Annotated in this window: 13 protein-coding genes; 1 reads left to right on the forward strand and 12 read right to left on the reverse strand. The window is 71.2% G+C overall.

Annotation, left to right across the window (positions count from 1 at the left end):
• Positions 1 to 55: 55 nt before the first annotated feature.
• The 12 genes from OG352_RS38355 to OG352_RS38410 form a co-directional block, all read right to left on the reverse strand.
• Positions 56 to 1,036, reverse strand: coding sequence for an alpha-hydroxy acid oxidase (locus OG352_RS38355; RefSeq protein ID WP_329224144.1), 981 nt, complete (start codon positions 1,034 to 1,036; stop codon positions 56 to 58).
• 81 nt (positions 1,037 to 1,117) lie between these two features.
• Positions 1,118 to 2,398 carry an ATP-grasp domain-containing protein gene (locus tag OG352_RS38360; protein WP_329223308.1) on the reverse strand — a complete coding sequence of 427 codons (1,281 nt, stop codon included), beginning with the start codon at positions 2,396 to 2,398 and terminating at the stop codon, positions 1,118 to 1,120.
• A complete protein-coding gene (locus OG352_RS38365) occupies positions 2,395 to 3,723 on the reverse strand; it encodes an MFS transporter (protein ID WP_329223310.1) in 1,329 nt (442 codons plus the stop codon). The genes OG352_RS38360 and OG352_RS38365 overlap by 4 nt, the downstream gene beginning before the upstream one ends.
• On the reverse strand, positions 3,720 to 4,520 hold the full coding sequence (locus OG352_RS38370; protein ID WP_329223312.1) for a hypothetical protein: 801 nt from the start codon (positions 4,518 to 4,520) through the stop codon (positions 3,720 to 3,722). The genes OG352_RS38365 and OG352_RS38370 overlap by 4 nt, the downstream gene beginning before the upstream one ends.
• Positions 4,517 to 5,437, reverse strand: coding sequence for a branched-chain amino acid transaminase (locus OG352_RS38375; RefSeq protein ID WP_329223313.1), 921 nt, complete (start codon positions 5,435 to 5,437; stop codon positions 4,517 to 4,519). The genes OG352_RS38370 and OG352_RS38375 overlap by 4 nt, the downstream gene beginning before the upstream one ends.
• A 6-nt stretch (positions 5,438 to 5,443) precedes the next feature.
• Positions 5,444 to 6,658, reverse strand: a complete 1,215-nt coding sequence (locus OG352_RS38380; protein WP_329223315.1) for a GNAT family N-acetyltransferase — start codon at positions 6,656 to 6,658, stop codon at positions 5,444 to 5,446.
• Complete coding sequence (locus tag OG352_RS38385; protein ID WP_329223316.1) at positions 6,655 to 7,881, reverse strand: ATP-grasp domain-containing protein; 1,227 nt, start codon at positions 7,879 to 7,881, stop codon at positions 6,655 to 6,657. Before OG352_RS38385 ends, OG352_RS38380 begins: the two co-directional genes overlap by 4 nt.
• Positions 7,878 to 8,972, reverse strand: a complete 1,095-nt coding sequence (locus OG352_RS38390; RefSeq protein WP_329223317.1) for an Ldh family oxidoreductase — start codon at positions 8,970 to 8,972, stop codon at positions 7,878 to 7,880. The genes OG352_RS38385 and OG352_RS38390 overlap by 4 nt, the downstream gene beginning before the upstream one ends.
• The gene (locus tag OG352_RS38395; RefSeq protein ID WP_329223319.1) at positions 8,947 to 10,356 is read right to left on the reverse strand and encodes a mandelate racemase/muconate lactonizing enzyme family protein; all 1,410 of its coding nucleotides are present in this window, start codon (positions 10,354 to 10,356) and stop codon (positions 8,947 to 8,949) included. The genes OG352_RS38390 and OG352_RS38395 overlap by 26 nt, the downstream gene beginning before the upstream one ends.
• The gene (locus OG352_RS38400) at positions 10,353 to 11,591 is read right to left on the reverse strand and encodes a KamA family radical SAM protein (RefSeq protein ID WP_329223320.1); all 1,239 of its coding nucleotides are present in this window, start codon (positions 11,589 to 11,591) and stop codon (positions 10,353 to 10,355) included. Before OG352_RS38400 ends, OG352_RS38395 begins: the two co-directional genes overlap by 4 nt.
• 71 nt (positions 11,592 to 11,662) lie before the next feature.
• Complete coding sequence (locus OG352_RS38405) at positions 11,663 to 12,700, reverse strand: AurF N-oxygenase family protein (protein WP_329223322.1); 1,038 nt, start codon at positions 12,698 to 12,700, stop codon at positions 11,663 to 11,665.
• A gap of 111 nt (positions 12,701 to 12,811) precedes the next feature.
• Positions 12,812 to 13,555 carry a TauD/TfdA family dioxygenase gene (locus OG352_RS38410; RefSeq protein ID WP_329223323.1) on the reverse strand — a complete coding sequence of 248 codons (744 nt, stop codon included), beginning with the start codon at positions 13,553 to 13,555 and terminating at the stop codon, positions 12,812 to 12,814.
• A gap of 353 nt (positions 13,556 to 13,908) precedes the next feature.
• On the opposite strand from OG352_RS38410, the gene OG352_RS38415 reads away from it, so the two are divergent.
• Positions 13,909 to 15,003 carry an IS110 family transposase gene (locus OG352_RS38415; protein ID WP_329223324.1) on the forward strand — a complete coding sequence of 365 codons (1,095 nt, stop codon included), beginning with the start codon at positions 13,909 to 13,911 and terminating at the stop codon, positions 15,001 to 15,003.
• Positions 15,004 to 15,039: the final 36 nt, after the last annotated feature.

Genomic DNA, 15,039 nt, shown 5'->3' on the forward strand with positions numbered 1-15,039 from the left:
CGCACGAAGGCCTCGTCGCCGTCAGCGATGAAGGGGGCAAGCCCCACCGGTCGGCTCACCCATGGAGGAAACTCCCATCGATCTCCGCGACCCGGGCCGCGCCGGCCAGGGCCATGGCCGTCGACAGCTGCGTGCGGTACGAATCCAGCAGCGCGGCCACCCCGTCGGCGCCGTCGAGCGCGAGCGCCCACAGCACCGGCCGTCCTACCAGGACGGCACGGGCGCCGAGCGCCAGGGCTATCAGCACATCAGTGCCGGTCCGGATGCCGCCGTCCACCATGACAGGGACGGCGTCACCGACGGCCCGGGCGACTGCCGGGAGGGCGTCGGCCGTGGCCACGGCGCGGTCGAGCTGACGGCCCCCGTGGTTGGAGACGATGACCCCGGCCGCGCCCGCCGCCACACACGCCTGCGCGTCGTCCGCGCGCAGCACGCCCTTGACGAGCACCGGAAGACCGGAGAGTCGACCCAGTTCGCCGATCGCGTCGAGGCCGAGGACTGGGTCCTGCTCCCAGCCCGGGAGCCGGGTGCCGAGCCCGACCGACCGGCACAGCTCGTCGTCCTGGGGGAGGGGCAGCGGGAGCCCGGCCGTGGCCTTCGGCGGAACGTACGGCGCATCGACCGCCAGGACCAGGGCCCGGGCACCGGCCGCGGTGGCCCGTTCGACCTGCTGGCGGGTGATGTCCCGATCGCGCAGGCAGTAGACCTGGTACCACCAGGGACCGGCAGCCGCCGCGACGTCCTCCGGGTACCGGGTGGCCCGGGAGGAGAGCACCATCAGCGAGCTGGCCGCTGCGATGCCCGCGGCCGTCGCCACCTCGCCCTCGTCGTGCGCCATCCGGTGGAAAGCGGTCGGCGCGGCCAGTACCGGCGAGGCGAGCCGGCTGCCCAGCAGTTCCACAGACGTGTCCACGGCGGACACGTCCCGCAGGACTCGCGGGGCGATCCGCCGGGCCCGCCAGGTACCGACGGCCTCCGCCGTACTGATCTGCTCGTCGGAGCCGGCCGCGTAAAAGTCGTAGGCCGCGGCGGGCAGGACGGTACGCGCCCCTTCTGTAGCCCGATCACCGCCGAGACCCGCTGGTAGGCCGGAAGGCCGGCCGGGCTCGTCGTCATGTCAGGCCCAGGCTTCCGCCCCGGAACCGGTGTCGGCACCGCCGGACACCCGGACGACGAAGTCCAGCCCTGCCACGGCCTCCTGGGCCCGCGCGACGGCCCCGGCCGCGTTCGGGCCTCGAGCCCGGACGAAGGCGGCCCGGGACTCGGAACTGTCCAGGTCCCCCAGCACATCGCCCGCGTCCAGGAGGGCCTCGGCGGTCACGACGCCCGGCAGCCCGGCGGAGTCAGCCAGACCGTTGATCGCCATGAGCGTGCCGCGTGCCTGCGGTACCGCGAACCAGATCGCCTCGGGGCGCCGGTCCACGGCCGGGTCCGTGAGGGTCTTGCGGATGTCGGCGAGCACCGACTGGCCCAGGGTCTGGCGGACCACGCAGTCAACCAGGTCCACGCCGGTGACATCCTCGACGAGGTACGGGATCTCGTCCCCAGCGAGCCGCACGTGGGTCTCGATGACGCGCGGCCCGGCGGCGGTCAGCACGACCTCGGTGTGGGTGACGCCGTAACCGATGCCAAGGCCGTCGAGCAGCCGGCGTACGTAGTCGTGGACCGACTCGGTCTGATCCGGGGAGAGTTCGGCGGGTACGACGTGGCCAAGCTCGACGAAGCTGACCGGGTCGGAGAACTTGCGGGTGACCGCGAGGATCTCGTGCTCACCGTCCTCGGAGAAGGCCTCGACGCTGAACTGGGGGCCCTCGTGGAAGCGTTCCACGAGTACGCCGGCGTCCGGGATCACCTCGAAGTCGCGGGAGGCGCGCGCGAAGGCCGAGTCGGCCTCCTCTGCGCTCCGCACCACGGAGACGCCAAAGCTTGCGGCGCCCTGGGTGGGCTTCACCACGCAGGGCGTCCCGTGCTCGGCGAGGAAGGACCGCAGTTCGGCGGCGTCCGCGACCCGCGCCACGGGTGTCTCGTCGACCCCGATCTCCGCGAGCCGGCGGCGCATCGCGTGCTTGTCGTGCACGTACGTGATGGTCTGCGGGGTGTGGCAGGGCAGGCCCAGGGCCTCGGCCACCGCCGCGGCGCGGTCCTGGTCGCGCTCTCCGAAGCTGCCGACCCGGGTGAAGGGGTGATGGGCGTGCACCGCCGCGGCCAGCGCGATCCACTCCTCTTCGGGCGCCTCGCGGCGCAGGGCGAGTACCCGGTCGTGCTGACCGGGCTTGCGGATCTTGGGGAGGAAGTCCATGCGGCACAGGATGGTGGTGGCCACGTCAGGGCCTCCGGCTTCGCGGATCAGGCCGGGAATCTCCCGGCCGCCGCCGACGATGAGCACGTGTTCGGTCATCTTGTCACCTCGGTGGGTGTAGGGGCGGAGGGGACGGCGGACACCGGTCCCGGCTCGGTACGCGGGCCGCCGGTGGCCCGTACGGCCAGCGCGGCCAGCGCGAAGAGCACGGCCAGTAGCGCCCAGCCGATGCTGCCCAGCGGTAGCATCACGGCGGTCATCAGCACCGGGCCCACGATCTGCTGGCCCGTCACGCCGAGGCTGAAGGCAGCGAGGTATCGGGCGCGGGCGGCCGTGGGGACCATCTCGTAGGAGAGGTTCCAGACCGCCACGGAGTGCAGGTTCTCGCCGACGGTCAGCAGGACCACCGCGAGTACGGCGAAGGCGACGGCCGGCCATACGGAGACGTGTTCCGCGCCCACGAAGGCGCCGCAGGACAGCAGCAGGGGCAGCAGCGCGGCCCAGATGAGCTTGAGGGCGCGGGCGGTGGTTTCGGCGAACTTCGCGACGTAGACCTGCAGCAGCACGGTGAGCACGGTGTTGATCGCGAGCAGCACCGAGACGCCCGAGGCGGGCGCGGTGGTGGCGGTGGTCAGCCACAACGGCAGCAGGACGAACAGGACCGAGTCGTGGAGGGACAGTACGCCGTTGGAGACGGTGAACAGCATGAAGCGCAGGTCCCGGAAGGGGCTGCGGATGTGTGTCGGCGCCGGGTCCGCGGCTGCCTTCGCCGGCTCCGCCTTCCGGTCGGTGACCGCCGTCTTCCGCCGCAGTCGTTCCACGACCACGGCGATGACGAAGAAGGTGAGGGAGTTGCCGAGGAACAGCGCGGCGAACGCCGCCCGGTGCTCGGTCGCCAGTACCGCGCCGGCCAGCAGGAAGCCGACCGTCAGCCCGATGTTGCGCACCGAGCGGATCGAGGCCATCGTCCGGGTCTGGTTCCCGCCGCCCTCGATGAGCCCGACCACGACCTGCTGCAGCGGCGAACAGCCCCGGTCCAGTGCGGTCAGCAAGCAGGTCAGGATCGCGTACGGCCAGAAGCTGTCGACCAGCGCGAAGCCGGCGTAGCCGATGCCGCGGGCCGCGAGCAGCGCCACGTAGACCTTGGTGGGGCCGGTGCGGTCGGCCAGCCGGCCGAGCGGCACCGGGCTGAGCAGCCCGACGATGCCCGCGACGGAGAGCACCATGCCGACTTGGGCGGCCGGCAGGCCGACCACGGTGACGAAGTACAGCGTCGAGGCGGCGAGGAACATGCCGGAGCCGATGGAGTCGACTGCGGCGCCCGCGGCCAGTTTCCGTCCGGCGGAGGTCTTGGGCAGGATCGCGAGGAGGAAGCGCGTGAGGCTGCCGCTCTGGGTCTGCGCCCCGGTCCCGGTCTCGCTCATGCGGCGCTTCCCTGCCCGGCGGGCCCGGCCGATCTGATCCAGCCGACGAGTTCGCCGGTGCGCTGGACGTGGATGTCCGTGGCCGCCTCCGGAGGGGGCTGCCGCAGCCAGTTCCAGGTGTAACGGCGGGTCGCGTTGGTGCACAGCGGCCCTTCCTCCCCTGAGAGGGCGGCCGCCTCAGCGAGCAGGGCGGCGGCCAGCTGGAGGCGGCCGATGCGGTCGACCAGGACCCAGCCGCCCGCGGCAGTGAACGCGGGATCCGCGTCCACCCATTCGTCGCGCGTGGCGCCGAGCCCGCGCAGTGCCTCGTCCGCGATGTCCCACGCGGCGGCCGCCCGGCCGTCCAGGCGCGGTCCCAGCGCCGTGCGCAGCCGGGCGCACACCTCGTCGTAGTACGCGGCGTCGGCCAGGGACGTGATCAGGTGTGTGACCAGCCGGTGTGCGGAGTCGACGGGCTGCCCTTCGCGCACCGGCGGCGTGGCCTCGGCCGCCATGGCGGCCGACCGGCTGCGTACGACGTCTTCCTGAACCGCCCAGCGGACACAGCCGTGCATCACGTCGTCGATGTCGTCGATGTCGTCGGCGCCGTCCGGGGAGGCCGGCCCGGTGACACGGAGCCAGGCCCGGGCGGCAGCCAGGTCGATCAGCCGGTCGCACACCTCCTCGCTCAGCGACACGTGACCGGGGCGACCGTCGGGTACGGGGGGCAGGCCGGCGGCGGCTGCCTCCAGCCGTGCCACTGCCGCCTGCACCGCCGTGCGTTCCTGCCCGGCCGGGGAGTCGCTCCCGGTGGTCATACGCGCTCCAGCCAGCGCGCGTACGTCTCGTCGCGGCCTCGGACGACCTCTTGGAACAGGTCGCGCAGCTGCTTGGTGACCGGGCCGACACCGCCCGCGCCGACCGGCCGCTCGTCCACGGAGGCCACCGGGACGATCTCCGCGGCGGTGCCGGTGAGGAAGGCCTCGTTCGCGATGTAGACCTCGCTGCGGGGGATGCTGCGCTCGGTGACCTCAAGGCCGAGGTCGCGGGCGAAGGTGATGACGCTGTCGCGGGTGATGCCGGGCAGGATGCCGTCGCTGACGGGCGGGGTGATCAGGGCGCCGTTGCGGACGAGGAACAGGTTGGCGGCCGAGGCCTCCGCGATGTGGCCGTTCGCGGTCAGCATCAGCGCGTCGTCGTAGCCGGCGCGCTGCGCACCGACCTTGGCCAGCGCACTGTTGACATAGGCGCCGGTGGCCTTGGCCAGCGGGGGGACCGTCTGGTTCGAGTTGCGCTGCCAGTTGCTGACGATCAGGCGGCAGCCCTCGTTCTCCGCCTTGTCGCCGAGGTACGAGCCCCAGGGCCAGACGGCTATGGACATGCGGACCGCGTCGAGCTGCGGGGCCACACCCATCTCCCCGTATCCGAGGTAGGCGATGGGCCGGATGTAGCAGGAGTCCTGGCCGTTGACGCGGCACAGCTCGCGGACCGCCTCGACGAGCTCCTCGTCGGTCCAGGGGAGTTCCATGAGGTAGACGTGGGCCGAATCGCGCAGCCGGGTGATGTGCTCGCGCAGGCGGAACACGGCGGACCCGGTGTCGGTGGCGTAGGCACGGATGCCCTCGTAGACACCCCATCCGTAGTGCAGGCTCGGCGTGAGCACGTGCACCTGGGCGTCGTCCCAGGGGACCAGGTCGCCGTCCATCCAGATGAAGGGAGTGGGGGTCAGTGGCATGTCGACTCAGTCTCCTTGTGCGGTGGTGCTGTTCGGGCCAAGGCTGCGCAGCCGGCTGTCCTCGCCGGTGCTCTGCAGGCGGACGGTCTCGGTGAGGGTCTCGTGGCCTGCGCCGGCGAAGCGGAACCAGCCGTGGCGCCGTTCGAGGTCGCAGCCGCGAAGCTTCTTCGCCTCGTAGGCGGCGAGGCCATACCAGATGTTGCGGATTCCGTTGGCCAGGCACCAGCGGACGGTGTCGTAGTAGGTGAGGACGAAGTAGACGCCCTTGGCCCGGTCGTCGTCGAAGCCGGCGGTCCGCCCGTACAGCGCATCGCCCGACCGGAGGTAGAGGAGGAAGCCGAGGGTCTCGCCGTCGCGTTCGGCGCTGACCACGAGGATGCTGTCGCCGACGGTCTCCCGGATGGCGTCGAAGTCCCGCTGCACGCGCGGGCGGCCACCGGGCAGCCCGTACTTGGCGCGCAGCCCCACCTGCAGGTCGACGATCGAGTCCGTCAACGCGTCGGGGCCTTCGCGGATCACGGTCCGGAAGCCGTCCTGCGCGTACAGGCGCAGCTCTCGGTTGGTGCGGATGCGCTTCTTGCTGACCAGGCCGGCCAGATACGTGTCCCAGTCCGCGGCGGTGAGCCGCATGACGGACTCGGCGCCGAGCACGGCCGGGGTGTGGCCCAGTGCCTCGGCGGCCGGGCCGATGACCTCGGCCTGTTCGTCCGTGACGTACAGCAGGGCGCTGCTGCGGCAGCCGAGGGCGCGGGCCGCGTCGTCGAGCAGGCGGGGCAGCTCGGCGAGGACGGCCCGCTGCTGGGCTGCGGTGCGTCCGGTGGCGTGGACGATGCCGTGGTGGGAGCCGAAGACGGACAGGGCGACCGAGGGGTACTGGTCGCGGCGTGCGTCCGGGAGGGCGGCGGCGAGCTGTTCCCAGCGGGCCCGTTCGTGTTCCGGCAGCCGCTCGGGGGCGCCGAAGGCACCGAGGTCGCCGACCATCTTGGGGGCGTCGTAGAAGAGCAGTCCGCCGCCGTCGCGGGTCACCAGCAGGGGGGCCAGGGCCACAAGCGCGCCCTCCTCGTGGACGCCGAGGTAACGGGTCTCGTGGAGGTCGGTGCGTTCGGTGAACCGCCACCAGCGGTCGTCCTCCCAGATGACCGGGGGCCGGTCCAGCGCCGGGAAGTCCGTGGCGGTGGGTCGGGTCGCGGGGCCGAGGACCTCGGCGGTCAGGGAACTCACAGGGTTTCCTGCGGCGCGAGGGCCCAGCCGAAGGCGGCCTCGGCCTCGGCCTCGCTCTTGGCCACCAGGGCGAGGAGCTCCCCGGCGGTCCGGGCGGTCACCAGCCAGGTGGCGATGAAGTCGCCGGACTTGCGGGCCCGGTAGCGGTCGCCGCCCCAGTCCTCGCCCTCCTCGGCGAGGACGGTGAAGTCCTGGGCGTCGGTGGGTGGTTCGTGCGGGGTCCGGGTGATCCGCCCGTTCCTCGGCGGCAGCCCGAAGTTCGCGACGAGCGGCGCCGACCGGGCGTGGTCCCGGACCGCGTCCAGATCCACGGGCAGCCCGCACTCGATCCTGGCCCACAGATGCCTCGGGTCGAGGCCGAGTACGGCCTCCAGCATGGCCGGGATCGGGGTGCCGCCGACTCGGCCCGCGACCTCGCAGAGCACAACCTCGTCCGCGCCTGTCACAAAGAACTCCGCGTGGACGAAAAGCGAGGGCGCGGGGGGCAACGCGGCGACGAGCCGCCAGGTCTCCGCCACCAGCCGGGCGTGCAGCGGGTCGTCCGCCTCCAGCATCCAGCTTCCGTTGCCGGAGTCGGTCCAGTGCGACAGACAGCCGCCGTCGGTGTACACGGACGGGATGGAGACCACCGGTTCACCGCCGACGTGCAGGGCGTCGACATGGCAGAACCGGCCGGCCACGAACTCCTCCACCTCGTGGTCCCCGGAGCGGATCCGGCCTGCCACGGACGGGAGATCCGCAGACGTTTCGAGGATGGCCACGCCGGTGGAGCCGGAGCCGCCGCGCGGCTTGACCACGACCGGGCCGGGGTGGGCCGCCATGAAGGCGAGTACGTCGGCCTCGGAGGCGAGGGGTGTGAAGGCCGGCACCCGTACCCCGCCGGCCGCGGCGAGCTCCTTCATGCGGACCTTGTCCCGGTACGCGCGGGCGCTCTCGGGGCGCTGGCCCGGCAGGCCGAGCTCCTCCCGCAACCGCGCGGCGCGCTCCACGTCGACCTCGGCCAGCGCCAGGACGCGGGTGACCTCGTGCCGGTCGCACAGGCGGCGCGCTGCCGCGTGTACGGACGCGTCGTCGAAGTAGTCGGCGACGCGCTCGGCATCGAGGAAGCCGGGGCCAGGGTCGACCCCGGCCCCGGTGACCGCGAGTAGCCGGCCCGCCTCCTCGCCGAGCCATTCGGCGAAGGGAAGCCCGGCGTTGCGCGGGCTGAGCAGGACCAGGATCATGCGCCGGCCTCGATTCCGTGGAGGGCGGCGAGTTCCGCGAACGCGCGTGCGGTGTGCGGGTCGAGCGGGATGCCGTGGGTTGCCCGTTCCTCGGCGGTACGCCGCTGGGGGTCGCCGGGCACCTGGACGGGCAGCGTCGCGTCGGCGCCAGGCCGGGACTGCCGGGTTGTGGTCACCAGGTCGCTGAAGCTGGCGGCGAAGCTCTCCGCACCGGCGAAGGCGGCCGGGTCGAGGCAGATCAGGAAGTGGCCGACCTGGCGGCTGCGGCCGGGCGCGGATGCGCCGATGTGCTCCAGGTGCCAGTCCGCGGGCGAGCCGGTGAGGACGGCGCCGAGGAGCGTGGCGACCATGGCGAGGCCCTGGCCCTTGTAGCCGCCGAGCGGGGACAGGGCGTACGCGTCCTGCGGGTCGGTGGTGAGGCGTCCGTCGGCGTCGGTGGCCCAGCCGTGGTCGAGGGCGCGACCGTGCTTGCGCCGCTCCTTGATCTCGCCGAAGCAGACCTGGCTGGTGGCCATGTCGAGGGCGAACTCGTCGCCGTCGGCGGCGGCGGCGAAGCTGAGTGGATTGGTGCCGTAGAGCGGCTGCGTGCCCGAGAAGGGGGCGACGCGGGGGGCCGCGGAGGTGGTGACGATGCCGACCAGGCCCTGGGCGGCGAGGTGGCGGCTGTAGACGGACGCGGCGCCGAAGTGGTTGGAGTTGCGGACGCCGACTGCGGCCACTCCGTGCTTGCGGGCCCGTTCTGCGGCGATCCGCGCGGCGGCGAGGCCAGCGACCACGCCGAGGGCGCCGCCGGCATCGAGCATCACGGCCGCGCCGGAGTCCCGTACGGCGGTGATGTCGGGCTGCGCGGTGGCGATCTTCTCCTGGAGTTCGGTGAGGTACTGCGGGAGCAGCCGCAGGCCGTGGGTGTCGATGCCGCGCAGGGAGGTGTCGGTCAGTGCGGCGGCCACGTCGCGGGCGTCACCCTCGGGGACGTCCGCAGCGCGGAGGGCGGCCACGGCGACGGCAGTAGCGGTGGCCGCCGCGAGCCGCGCGGGCGTCTCACTCGGTACGGAGGCCTTGGGTTCAGGCGCGGTGCTCGTGCTCGTCATGCGGGTTCGCCTTCCAGACCAAGAGGGTGTCAGTGTCGCCGTCGTGGGGCGTGAATCCGGCGGCGCGGGCGGCGGCCGTGGCGGCCTGTCGCGCGTGCATCCAGACCGTGCGGGCCCCGTCGGCCACGGCCCGGGTGACGGCCGTGCGCAGCAGGGCGGTGAGTTCCGTGTCGCTCGCCCCGCCGGCCGTCGACAGCTCGGCCAGCTGCCGGACGTGCTCGGAGGGTGCGCCGCCGGGCAGGGGCCGGCGGCGTACGCGGACCGAGGCGACCTCGGTGCCTTCGCGGCACGCGGATAGCTGCCCGCCGTCCCAGTCCGGCAGCCCGCCTGCGGTGGGCCGTACGGTGAACGCCGGACCGGTGAAGTCCGGGACGAACCCGGTGCCGGGGGCGTCAGGAAGGGTGATCCGGCCGTGGTCGTCGAGCAGGACCCCGGCGCCGGTGTCCACCGCGAGCAGGGCGATGGAATCGGTGTCGAGGTGGTCGACGTACGAGCCGAGGTGGGCCGTGGCCGAGACTCCGGCGCTCGATTCCGGCATGCAGCCGAGCATGGTGGCGAGGCCTGCGGCGCGCGCCCGGCGCAGCATCCGCAGCACCGGGGTGATACCCCCTGCCTTCATGAGCTTGAGGTTGACGCCGTCGAACGCGTCCGCGCAGGCGTCGAGGTCGTCCGGACCGGTGATGCTCTCGTCGGCAAACACCGGTATCGGGGAGGCCTCTTTGAGTGTGCGGGCTTCGTCCCAGTGTTCGCGGGGGAAGGGCTGCTCCAGCAGTTCCACGCCGAGCCCGGCCATGGCGTCGAGCGCGGCGAGCGTGCCGGGCAAATCCCAGCCGCAGTTGCCGTCCACGTAGAACGGGGCGTCGGTGTGTTCCCGCAGCGCCTTGAGGATGTGCAGGTCGCCGGGTGCCGCGAGCTTGACCTTGTACGCGGGCCAGCCCGGCCGTTCCAGCAGCTTGCGCACCATGGTGGCGGGCTCGTCGAGCCCGATGCTGTAGCTGGAGTGCAGGGCGCCGGGCGCGACTCCGCCGAGGTGCCGCCACAGCGGTACGCTGGCCAGCCGTGCCGCCAGGTCGTGCGCGGCGACGTCAAGGGCCGCCAGCGTGAAGGGGGAGCCCGCGAGTGGTTGGGCCAGTACAGCCCAGTTGCCCTCGGGATCGTCGGCTGGGAGGGCATGCAGGGTGCCCGCTACCCGGCGCAGGTCGTCGTGCATGGCCGTGAGAGCGGAGTTGTAGCGGTCGGTCATGAAGGCCGAGGCCTCGCCGAAGCCGGAGACGCCGGCGGCAGTGAGTTCGATCAGTAGGCCCGGCTGCTCGGGAATGGCCTCCCGGGCGCTGCGCCAGACGTCGTGGTCGGTGAGTCTGATCTCGTGGACGTCGAGTTTCATGCGCCGAACTCCGGGAACGGCGGGAACGAAGCCCCAGAGGTGGAGAGCGGCTTGAGCTCGTCGTACCACTGAGCCTGCTCGTCGTAGGCGGCGAAGAACGGGCGGCCCACCCACTCGGGCCGGCGGGCCTGGAGGAAGCTGAGGACGAAGGCGTTCTCGCCGCCGACCTGCGCGGTGCCGTGGATCATCACCTTGCCGGGGCCGGCCGACATGACCGGGCCTCGGGCGGTGCGGGCAAGGCCGGAGACACCGCGGATGGCCTCGGTGTAGATCTCCAGCGCCCGAACGAGCGGCAGCCCGAAGTAGTTGCGCGCTCCGGTGTCCCGCTCGACGAACATGTAGTAGGGGACGATGCCCAGGTCGACCTGCATCTGCCACATGCGGGACCAGGCGGCCGCGTCGTCGTTGACGTGCGCCACCAGGGGCGCCTGGGCGCGGATCACGGCGCCGGTGGCGCGGATCCGTGCGATCGCCTCGCGTACCGCGTTGGTCTCCAGCTCCCGTGGGTGCGAGAAGTGGGCCATGACGGCCACGTGACGGCCGGCGGCGACGGCACGCTCGAAGAGTCGCATCAAGTCGTCCGCATCAGGTCCGGTGGTGAACCGGGCCGGCCAGTAGGACAGCGCCTTGGTGCCGAACCGCAGGGTGCGGACGGAGTTCACCGTCTCCTCCAACAGCGGCTCGACCCAGCGGCGCACGACATCGGTGCGCATGATCATCGGATCGCCACCCGTGAAGAGCACGTCGGTGACCTCGGGGTGCCCGGCGAGATAGCCGGTCAGGTCCGCGGGGTCGCGCAGTGCCTGGCGCAGCTCGGCCTGGTTGACGAACTGGGCCCAGCGGAAGCAGTAGCCACAGTACGAGTGGCAGGTCTGGCCCTGGGAGGGGAAGACCAGCACGGTCTCGGCGTACTTGTGCTGGAGTCCGTCGAGCCGGCGGCCATCCAGCATGGGGACGTTGGCCTCCAGCTGGTCGCCCGGGTGCGGGTTGAGCTCCCGCTGGGCAGCGGCCGCGGCCCGGCGGAGCTCCTCACGCGGAGCTCCGCTGTCCAGCAGGGCGGCCATCCGGTCGAAGACGGGCGCGGGGAGCATGTCGCGGTGCGGGAAGGTCAGCCGGAAGATCGGGTCGTCCGGCGCGGTCGACCAGTCGATCAGCTCGTCGGCCACGTACTCGTTGACCTTGAACGGCAGCACGCTGCCGACCACACGCAGGTCACGCACGTACTCGCCAGGCATGCCACGGTCCTGCGCAAGCTGAGCGAGACGCTCGTTCGCGTAGTGTTTCACCGGGATGTCTCGATTCTGCCTCAGCGGGCCACGTAGGACTTGGACCAGTCGAACTCGACGAGCTCCTGGACGCCCATCCGCTCGATGAGGGTGTGCAGTCCCGTGTAGTCGCGCACCAGCCGCTTGCGGCTGCTCTCGGCCTGGCAGTCCGCGAGCATCTCGTGGCCGCCATCGACACCGGCGAGGTCCATGATCCGGCGCCAGGTCGTGTAGTCCGTGGCGACGAACGCCTCGAGGCCCTCGAAAAGCATGTCGCGGAAGAAACGCTGCTTTTCCTCGTCGAGCTTGTCGTGCACCATTTCGGCCAGCACCGCGGAGATTGACGCGTGGCAGTACTCGTCACGGTTGTGCAGTTTGGCGGTACTGCTGTTGACCGGCTGGATATCAGGGTCGTCGGCCAGCAGGTCCAGGTAGGCGTTGATCGATATCTCCGACACCGTCGCGAAGGCGAGGGTGGTCAGCGACTTCTGCCACCGTTGGCTCACGCCCTCGCGCAGCCTCAGGTGCTCGCGCGCGGTGTGCGAGATGGGCAGGTCGTTGTCGGGCATCGCCCTGCCGCGCCGGCGCCGGGTGACGGCGCTGGCGTTGAGGTGCATGAGCGTGTGGTACTGCTCGTCAACCATCGCCTGGGCGAGCGAGATGTTGAGCGCTTCGTCCTGGACCATGGGGTACTCGCCCTCCATGACCAGAGCAAACGCCGGATTGGCCACCTTCTGCTCGGCCATGATCGTGTGGCGGTTGTACGCGATCCAGGCCCAGCTCAGGAGCTCGGACTTCTTCGCGGGGTCGAGCGACTGGTAGGTGGGATGGTCATGGAAGGGCAAGATGCCCTCCGGGTAGTCGGGCCGGTCGAGCTCGAAGAGCTCGTCGAGATCCGGCTCGTCGCGCTTCACGGTGGCCCGACGGTGCCAGTTGCCGACGAGCCGGCGGATGACGGCACTTTCGACCTGGTCGTCGGGGTTGTGCCTGGGCACGCCTTCGGGGAGCCCCTTCAGTTCCTCCGGCAGGCCGGTGGGGAACTCCTCGTCGGCAAGTAGGGCGTTCTGGGCGTCGGTCATGGTTCAGCCTTACGAGATCGGTGTTCCGGTTGTACGGCGCGGGCCGCATCTGCGTCGCGCGCGTGAGCGCAGGCCGCGAACGCGTGGTGCGAGCGACGCGGCATGGGCGGCTCAGCGCTGGGCCGCGACCCAGTAGCGGGTGAGGTGGCGCTTCGCATCGCGGTACGCGGAGCGGGCGTGCACCATGCGCTGGTTGTCCCAGACGAGGATTGAGTCCTCGGGGATGAGCACGGAGACCTTGTGCTCCCGGAAGAACGTCTCGGCCTGCTCGGCCAAGTGGATGCCGAAGCTGCCCAGGGGCAGCTCCGCGGGGTCGACGGACTCGTCGACCGGTGGGTCGTACTGCCCGGTGGTCAGCAGGTTGTAGCTGAAGCGGAGGATCTCCCGGCCGCTTTCGGTGCGCTCCACGACGGGGCGCCGCACGCCCTCGGTGCCGACGCCACCGGTGTTGTGGCCGAGCCACTCGATCTCGCGCTTGTACAGGGCGGCACGGTCCTGATCGCCCAGAGAGGCCACGAACTGCCTCATGTCGGCCAGCTCGGTGTGGCCACTGCCGCAGGTGGCCTGGACCCGGCAGTGCAAGGCCAGGTAGCTGGGCGTCGGGTTCCAGCCCGGCGCCTCGGTGTGGACGAGAATGGTGTTGACGCTCTTGGAATAGCGTCGCTCCTCGAAGCCCGGCGCAGCCTTGACCTGGTAGCGCAGCGAGCCGTCGTACTGCGGGACGAGCTCACCGAAGGCACTCAGAGCCTCGGCAGCCTCTTCGTCCGTTTCGATCCCTTTGAGTAAGGTGTGACCCTGCTGTGCAAGTTCTAAAGCGTGAAGATCAAGAGTGGCAAATATGGCGAACTCCCCCAAAAGTCAACCGATTTGAGTCAGGCGGCAATCAGGTTGTGATCGCAATTCGGCTGACTCCGGGGTTGATCTTCAAGGAGGGGTGGCGGGCATCGCAAATGTTTCGGAGGTGAGATGAATCACCGGTCCCCAATGTGACCGATGGCCGTAGATGTGAGGTTCCCGACTTGTATTGGCCGTGGCGGAGCGCGGTCGGGTTGGCCGCTCGTAGCGTTCGGTAGGACGCTGGCTGGATGGCTCGTCAGGTTCCTGCCGCCTCTCGGGGGCTGGCTCGCTCGGGGTGTGCCGCGGGCCCGGTGTCCGGCCACGGCCTGACTCAACAGAGGCGTGTCCCGGCAGCGGTTCCGGAAGTCGGCGTGTCGGCCGTGGACGTCCTGTCGTCCGGCCGTGAGGAACGAACTGCCGTAATATTGCCCGGTGTTGCCCCGCTCAAGTCCACTCACACCGCTACCGCCGTCGATCCTGTCTCGAATCAGCAGGCCGGTTCGCTGAGGATCGAGGCGAACCTCGCGGACTGCCGGCGTCTGTTGACCTGGGGGCGCCGCTGGCCGCAGCGCAGTTGGGTGGTGGAGAACGCCAGCGGGCTCGGCCGCCACCTGGCCCAGTGGCTCGTCGCCCGCGGCGAGAGCGTCGTCGACGTTCCGGCCCCGGCGACCAGTCGCGTCCGTCGGCTCACCCGTGCCGGCGGCCGCAAGAACGACCGGATCGACGCTGCCGCCGGGGCCACGGCCCACATCCACGGAGACGGGCGTGAGGTGGACGTGGACGACCACATCACAGCCCTGACCCTGCTCGACGAAGGACGCGTCAACCTCACCCAGGCCCGGGTCCGCACCGTCAATCAGCTGCACGCTGTGCTGCGCGATCTGCTGCCCGGCGGTGCTCCGCCTCAGCTGTCAGCGGACCAGGCCGCCGCGTTGTTGCGCACGGTCCGCCCCGCCGGCGACGTCGAGAAGGTCCGCGAGGACCTCGCCCGCGACCTGGTCACGGAGATCCGGGCGCTGGACAAGCGGCTGGCGGGGAACGCCGTACGCATGGAGGAACCGGTCGAGTACTCGGGCAGCACGCTGATGAACACGCCCGGCGTCGGGCCAGTGCTGGCGGCACGGCTCGTCGGCCGCGTCGAACGCGCCAGCCGGTTCGCCACCGCTGCGGCGTTCGCGAACCACACCGGCGTCGCCCCGGTCGAGATCGCCAGCGCGGACAAGGCCCGCCACTGGCTCTCGCGCTCCGGCGACCGCCGGCTCAACTCCGTCCTCCACACCATCGCCGTCACTCAGATCAGGATGCCGAACGCCTCAGGACACGCCTACCACCAGCGGAAACTCTCCGAAGGAAAGACATCCCGGGAAGCCAAGCGCTGCCTGAAGCGCCGTCTCGCCGACCACGTACGGCGCGTCATGATCGCCGACGAACGCAGGTCCAAACATCCGCCACCTCAAGCAACTTGACAAGACACAGAGGCACACCCCGAGATGCGAAGGATG

This window comes from Streptomyces sp. NBC_01485, assembly GCF_036227125.1.
Taxonomy (GTDB): domain Bacteria; phylum Actinomycetota; class Actinomycetes; order Streptomycetales; family Streptomycetaceae; genus Streptomyces.

What these genes read in the sequence shown, in the direction of transcription:
- OG352_RS38360 (WP_329223308.1), bottom strand. Translation starts at nt 2,398, where the DNA reads ATGACCGAACACGTGCTCATCGTCGGCGGCGGCCGGGAGATTCCCGGC.
- OG352_RS38400 (WP_329223320.1), bottom strand. Translation starts at nt 11,591, where the DNA reads ATGCCTGGCGAGTACGTGCGTGACCTGCGTGTGGTCGGCAGCGTGCTG.
- OG352_RS38395 (WP_329223319.1), bottom strand. Translation starts at nt 10,356, where the DNA reads ATGAAACTCGACGTCCACGAGATCAGACTCACCGACCACGACGTCTGG.
- OG352_RS38375 (WP_329223313.1), bottom strand. Translation starts at nt 5,437, where the DNA reads ATGCCACTGACCCCCACTCCCTTCATCTGGATGGACGGCGACCTGGTC.
- OG352_RS38365 (WP_329223310.1), bottom strand. Translation starts at nt 3,723, where the DNA reads ATGAGCGAGACCGGGACCGGGGCGCAGACCCAGAGCGGCAGCCTCACG.
- OG352_RS38405 (WP_329223322.1), bottom strand. Translation starts at nt 12,700, where the DNA reads ATGACCGACGCCCAGAACGCCCTACTTGCCGACGAGGAGTTCCCCACC.
- OG352_RS38390 (WP_329223317.1), bottom strand. Translation starts at nt 8,972, where the DNA reads ATGACGAGCACGAGCACCGCGCCTGAACCCAAGGCCTCCGTACCGAGT.
- OG352_RS38385 (WP_329223316.1), bottom strand. Translation starts at nt 7,881, where the DNA reads ATGATCCTGGTCCTGCTCAGCCCGCGCAACGCCGGGCTTCCCTTCGCC.
- OG352_RS38370 (WP_329223312.1), bottom strand. Translation starts at nt 4,520, where the DNA reads ATGACCACCGGGAGCGACTCCCCGGCCGGGCAGGAACGCACGGCGGTG.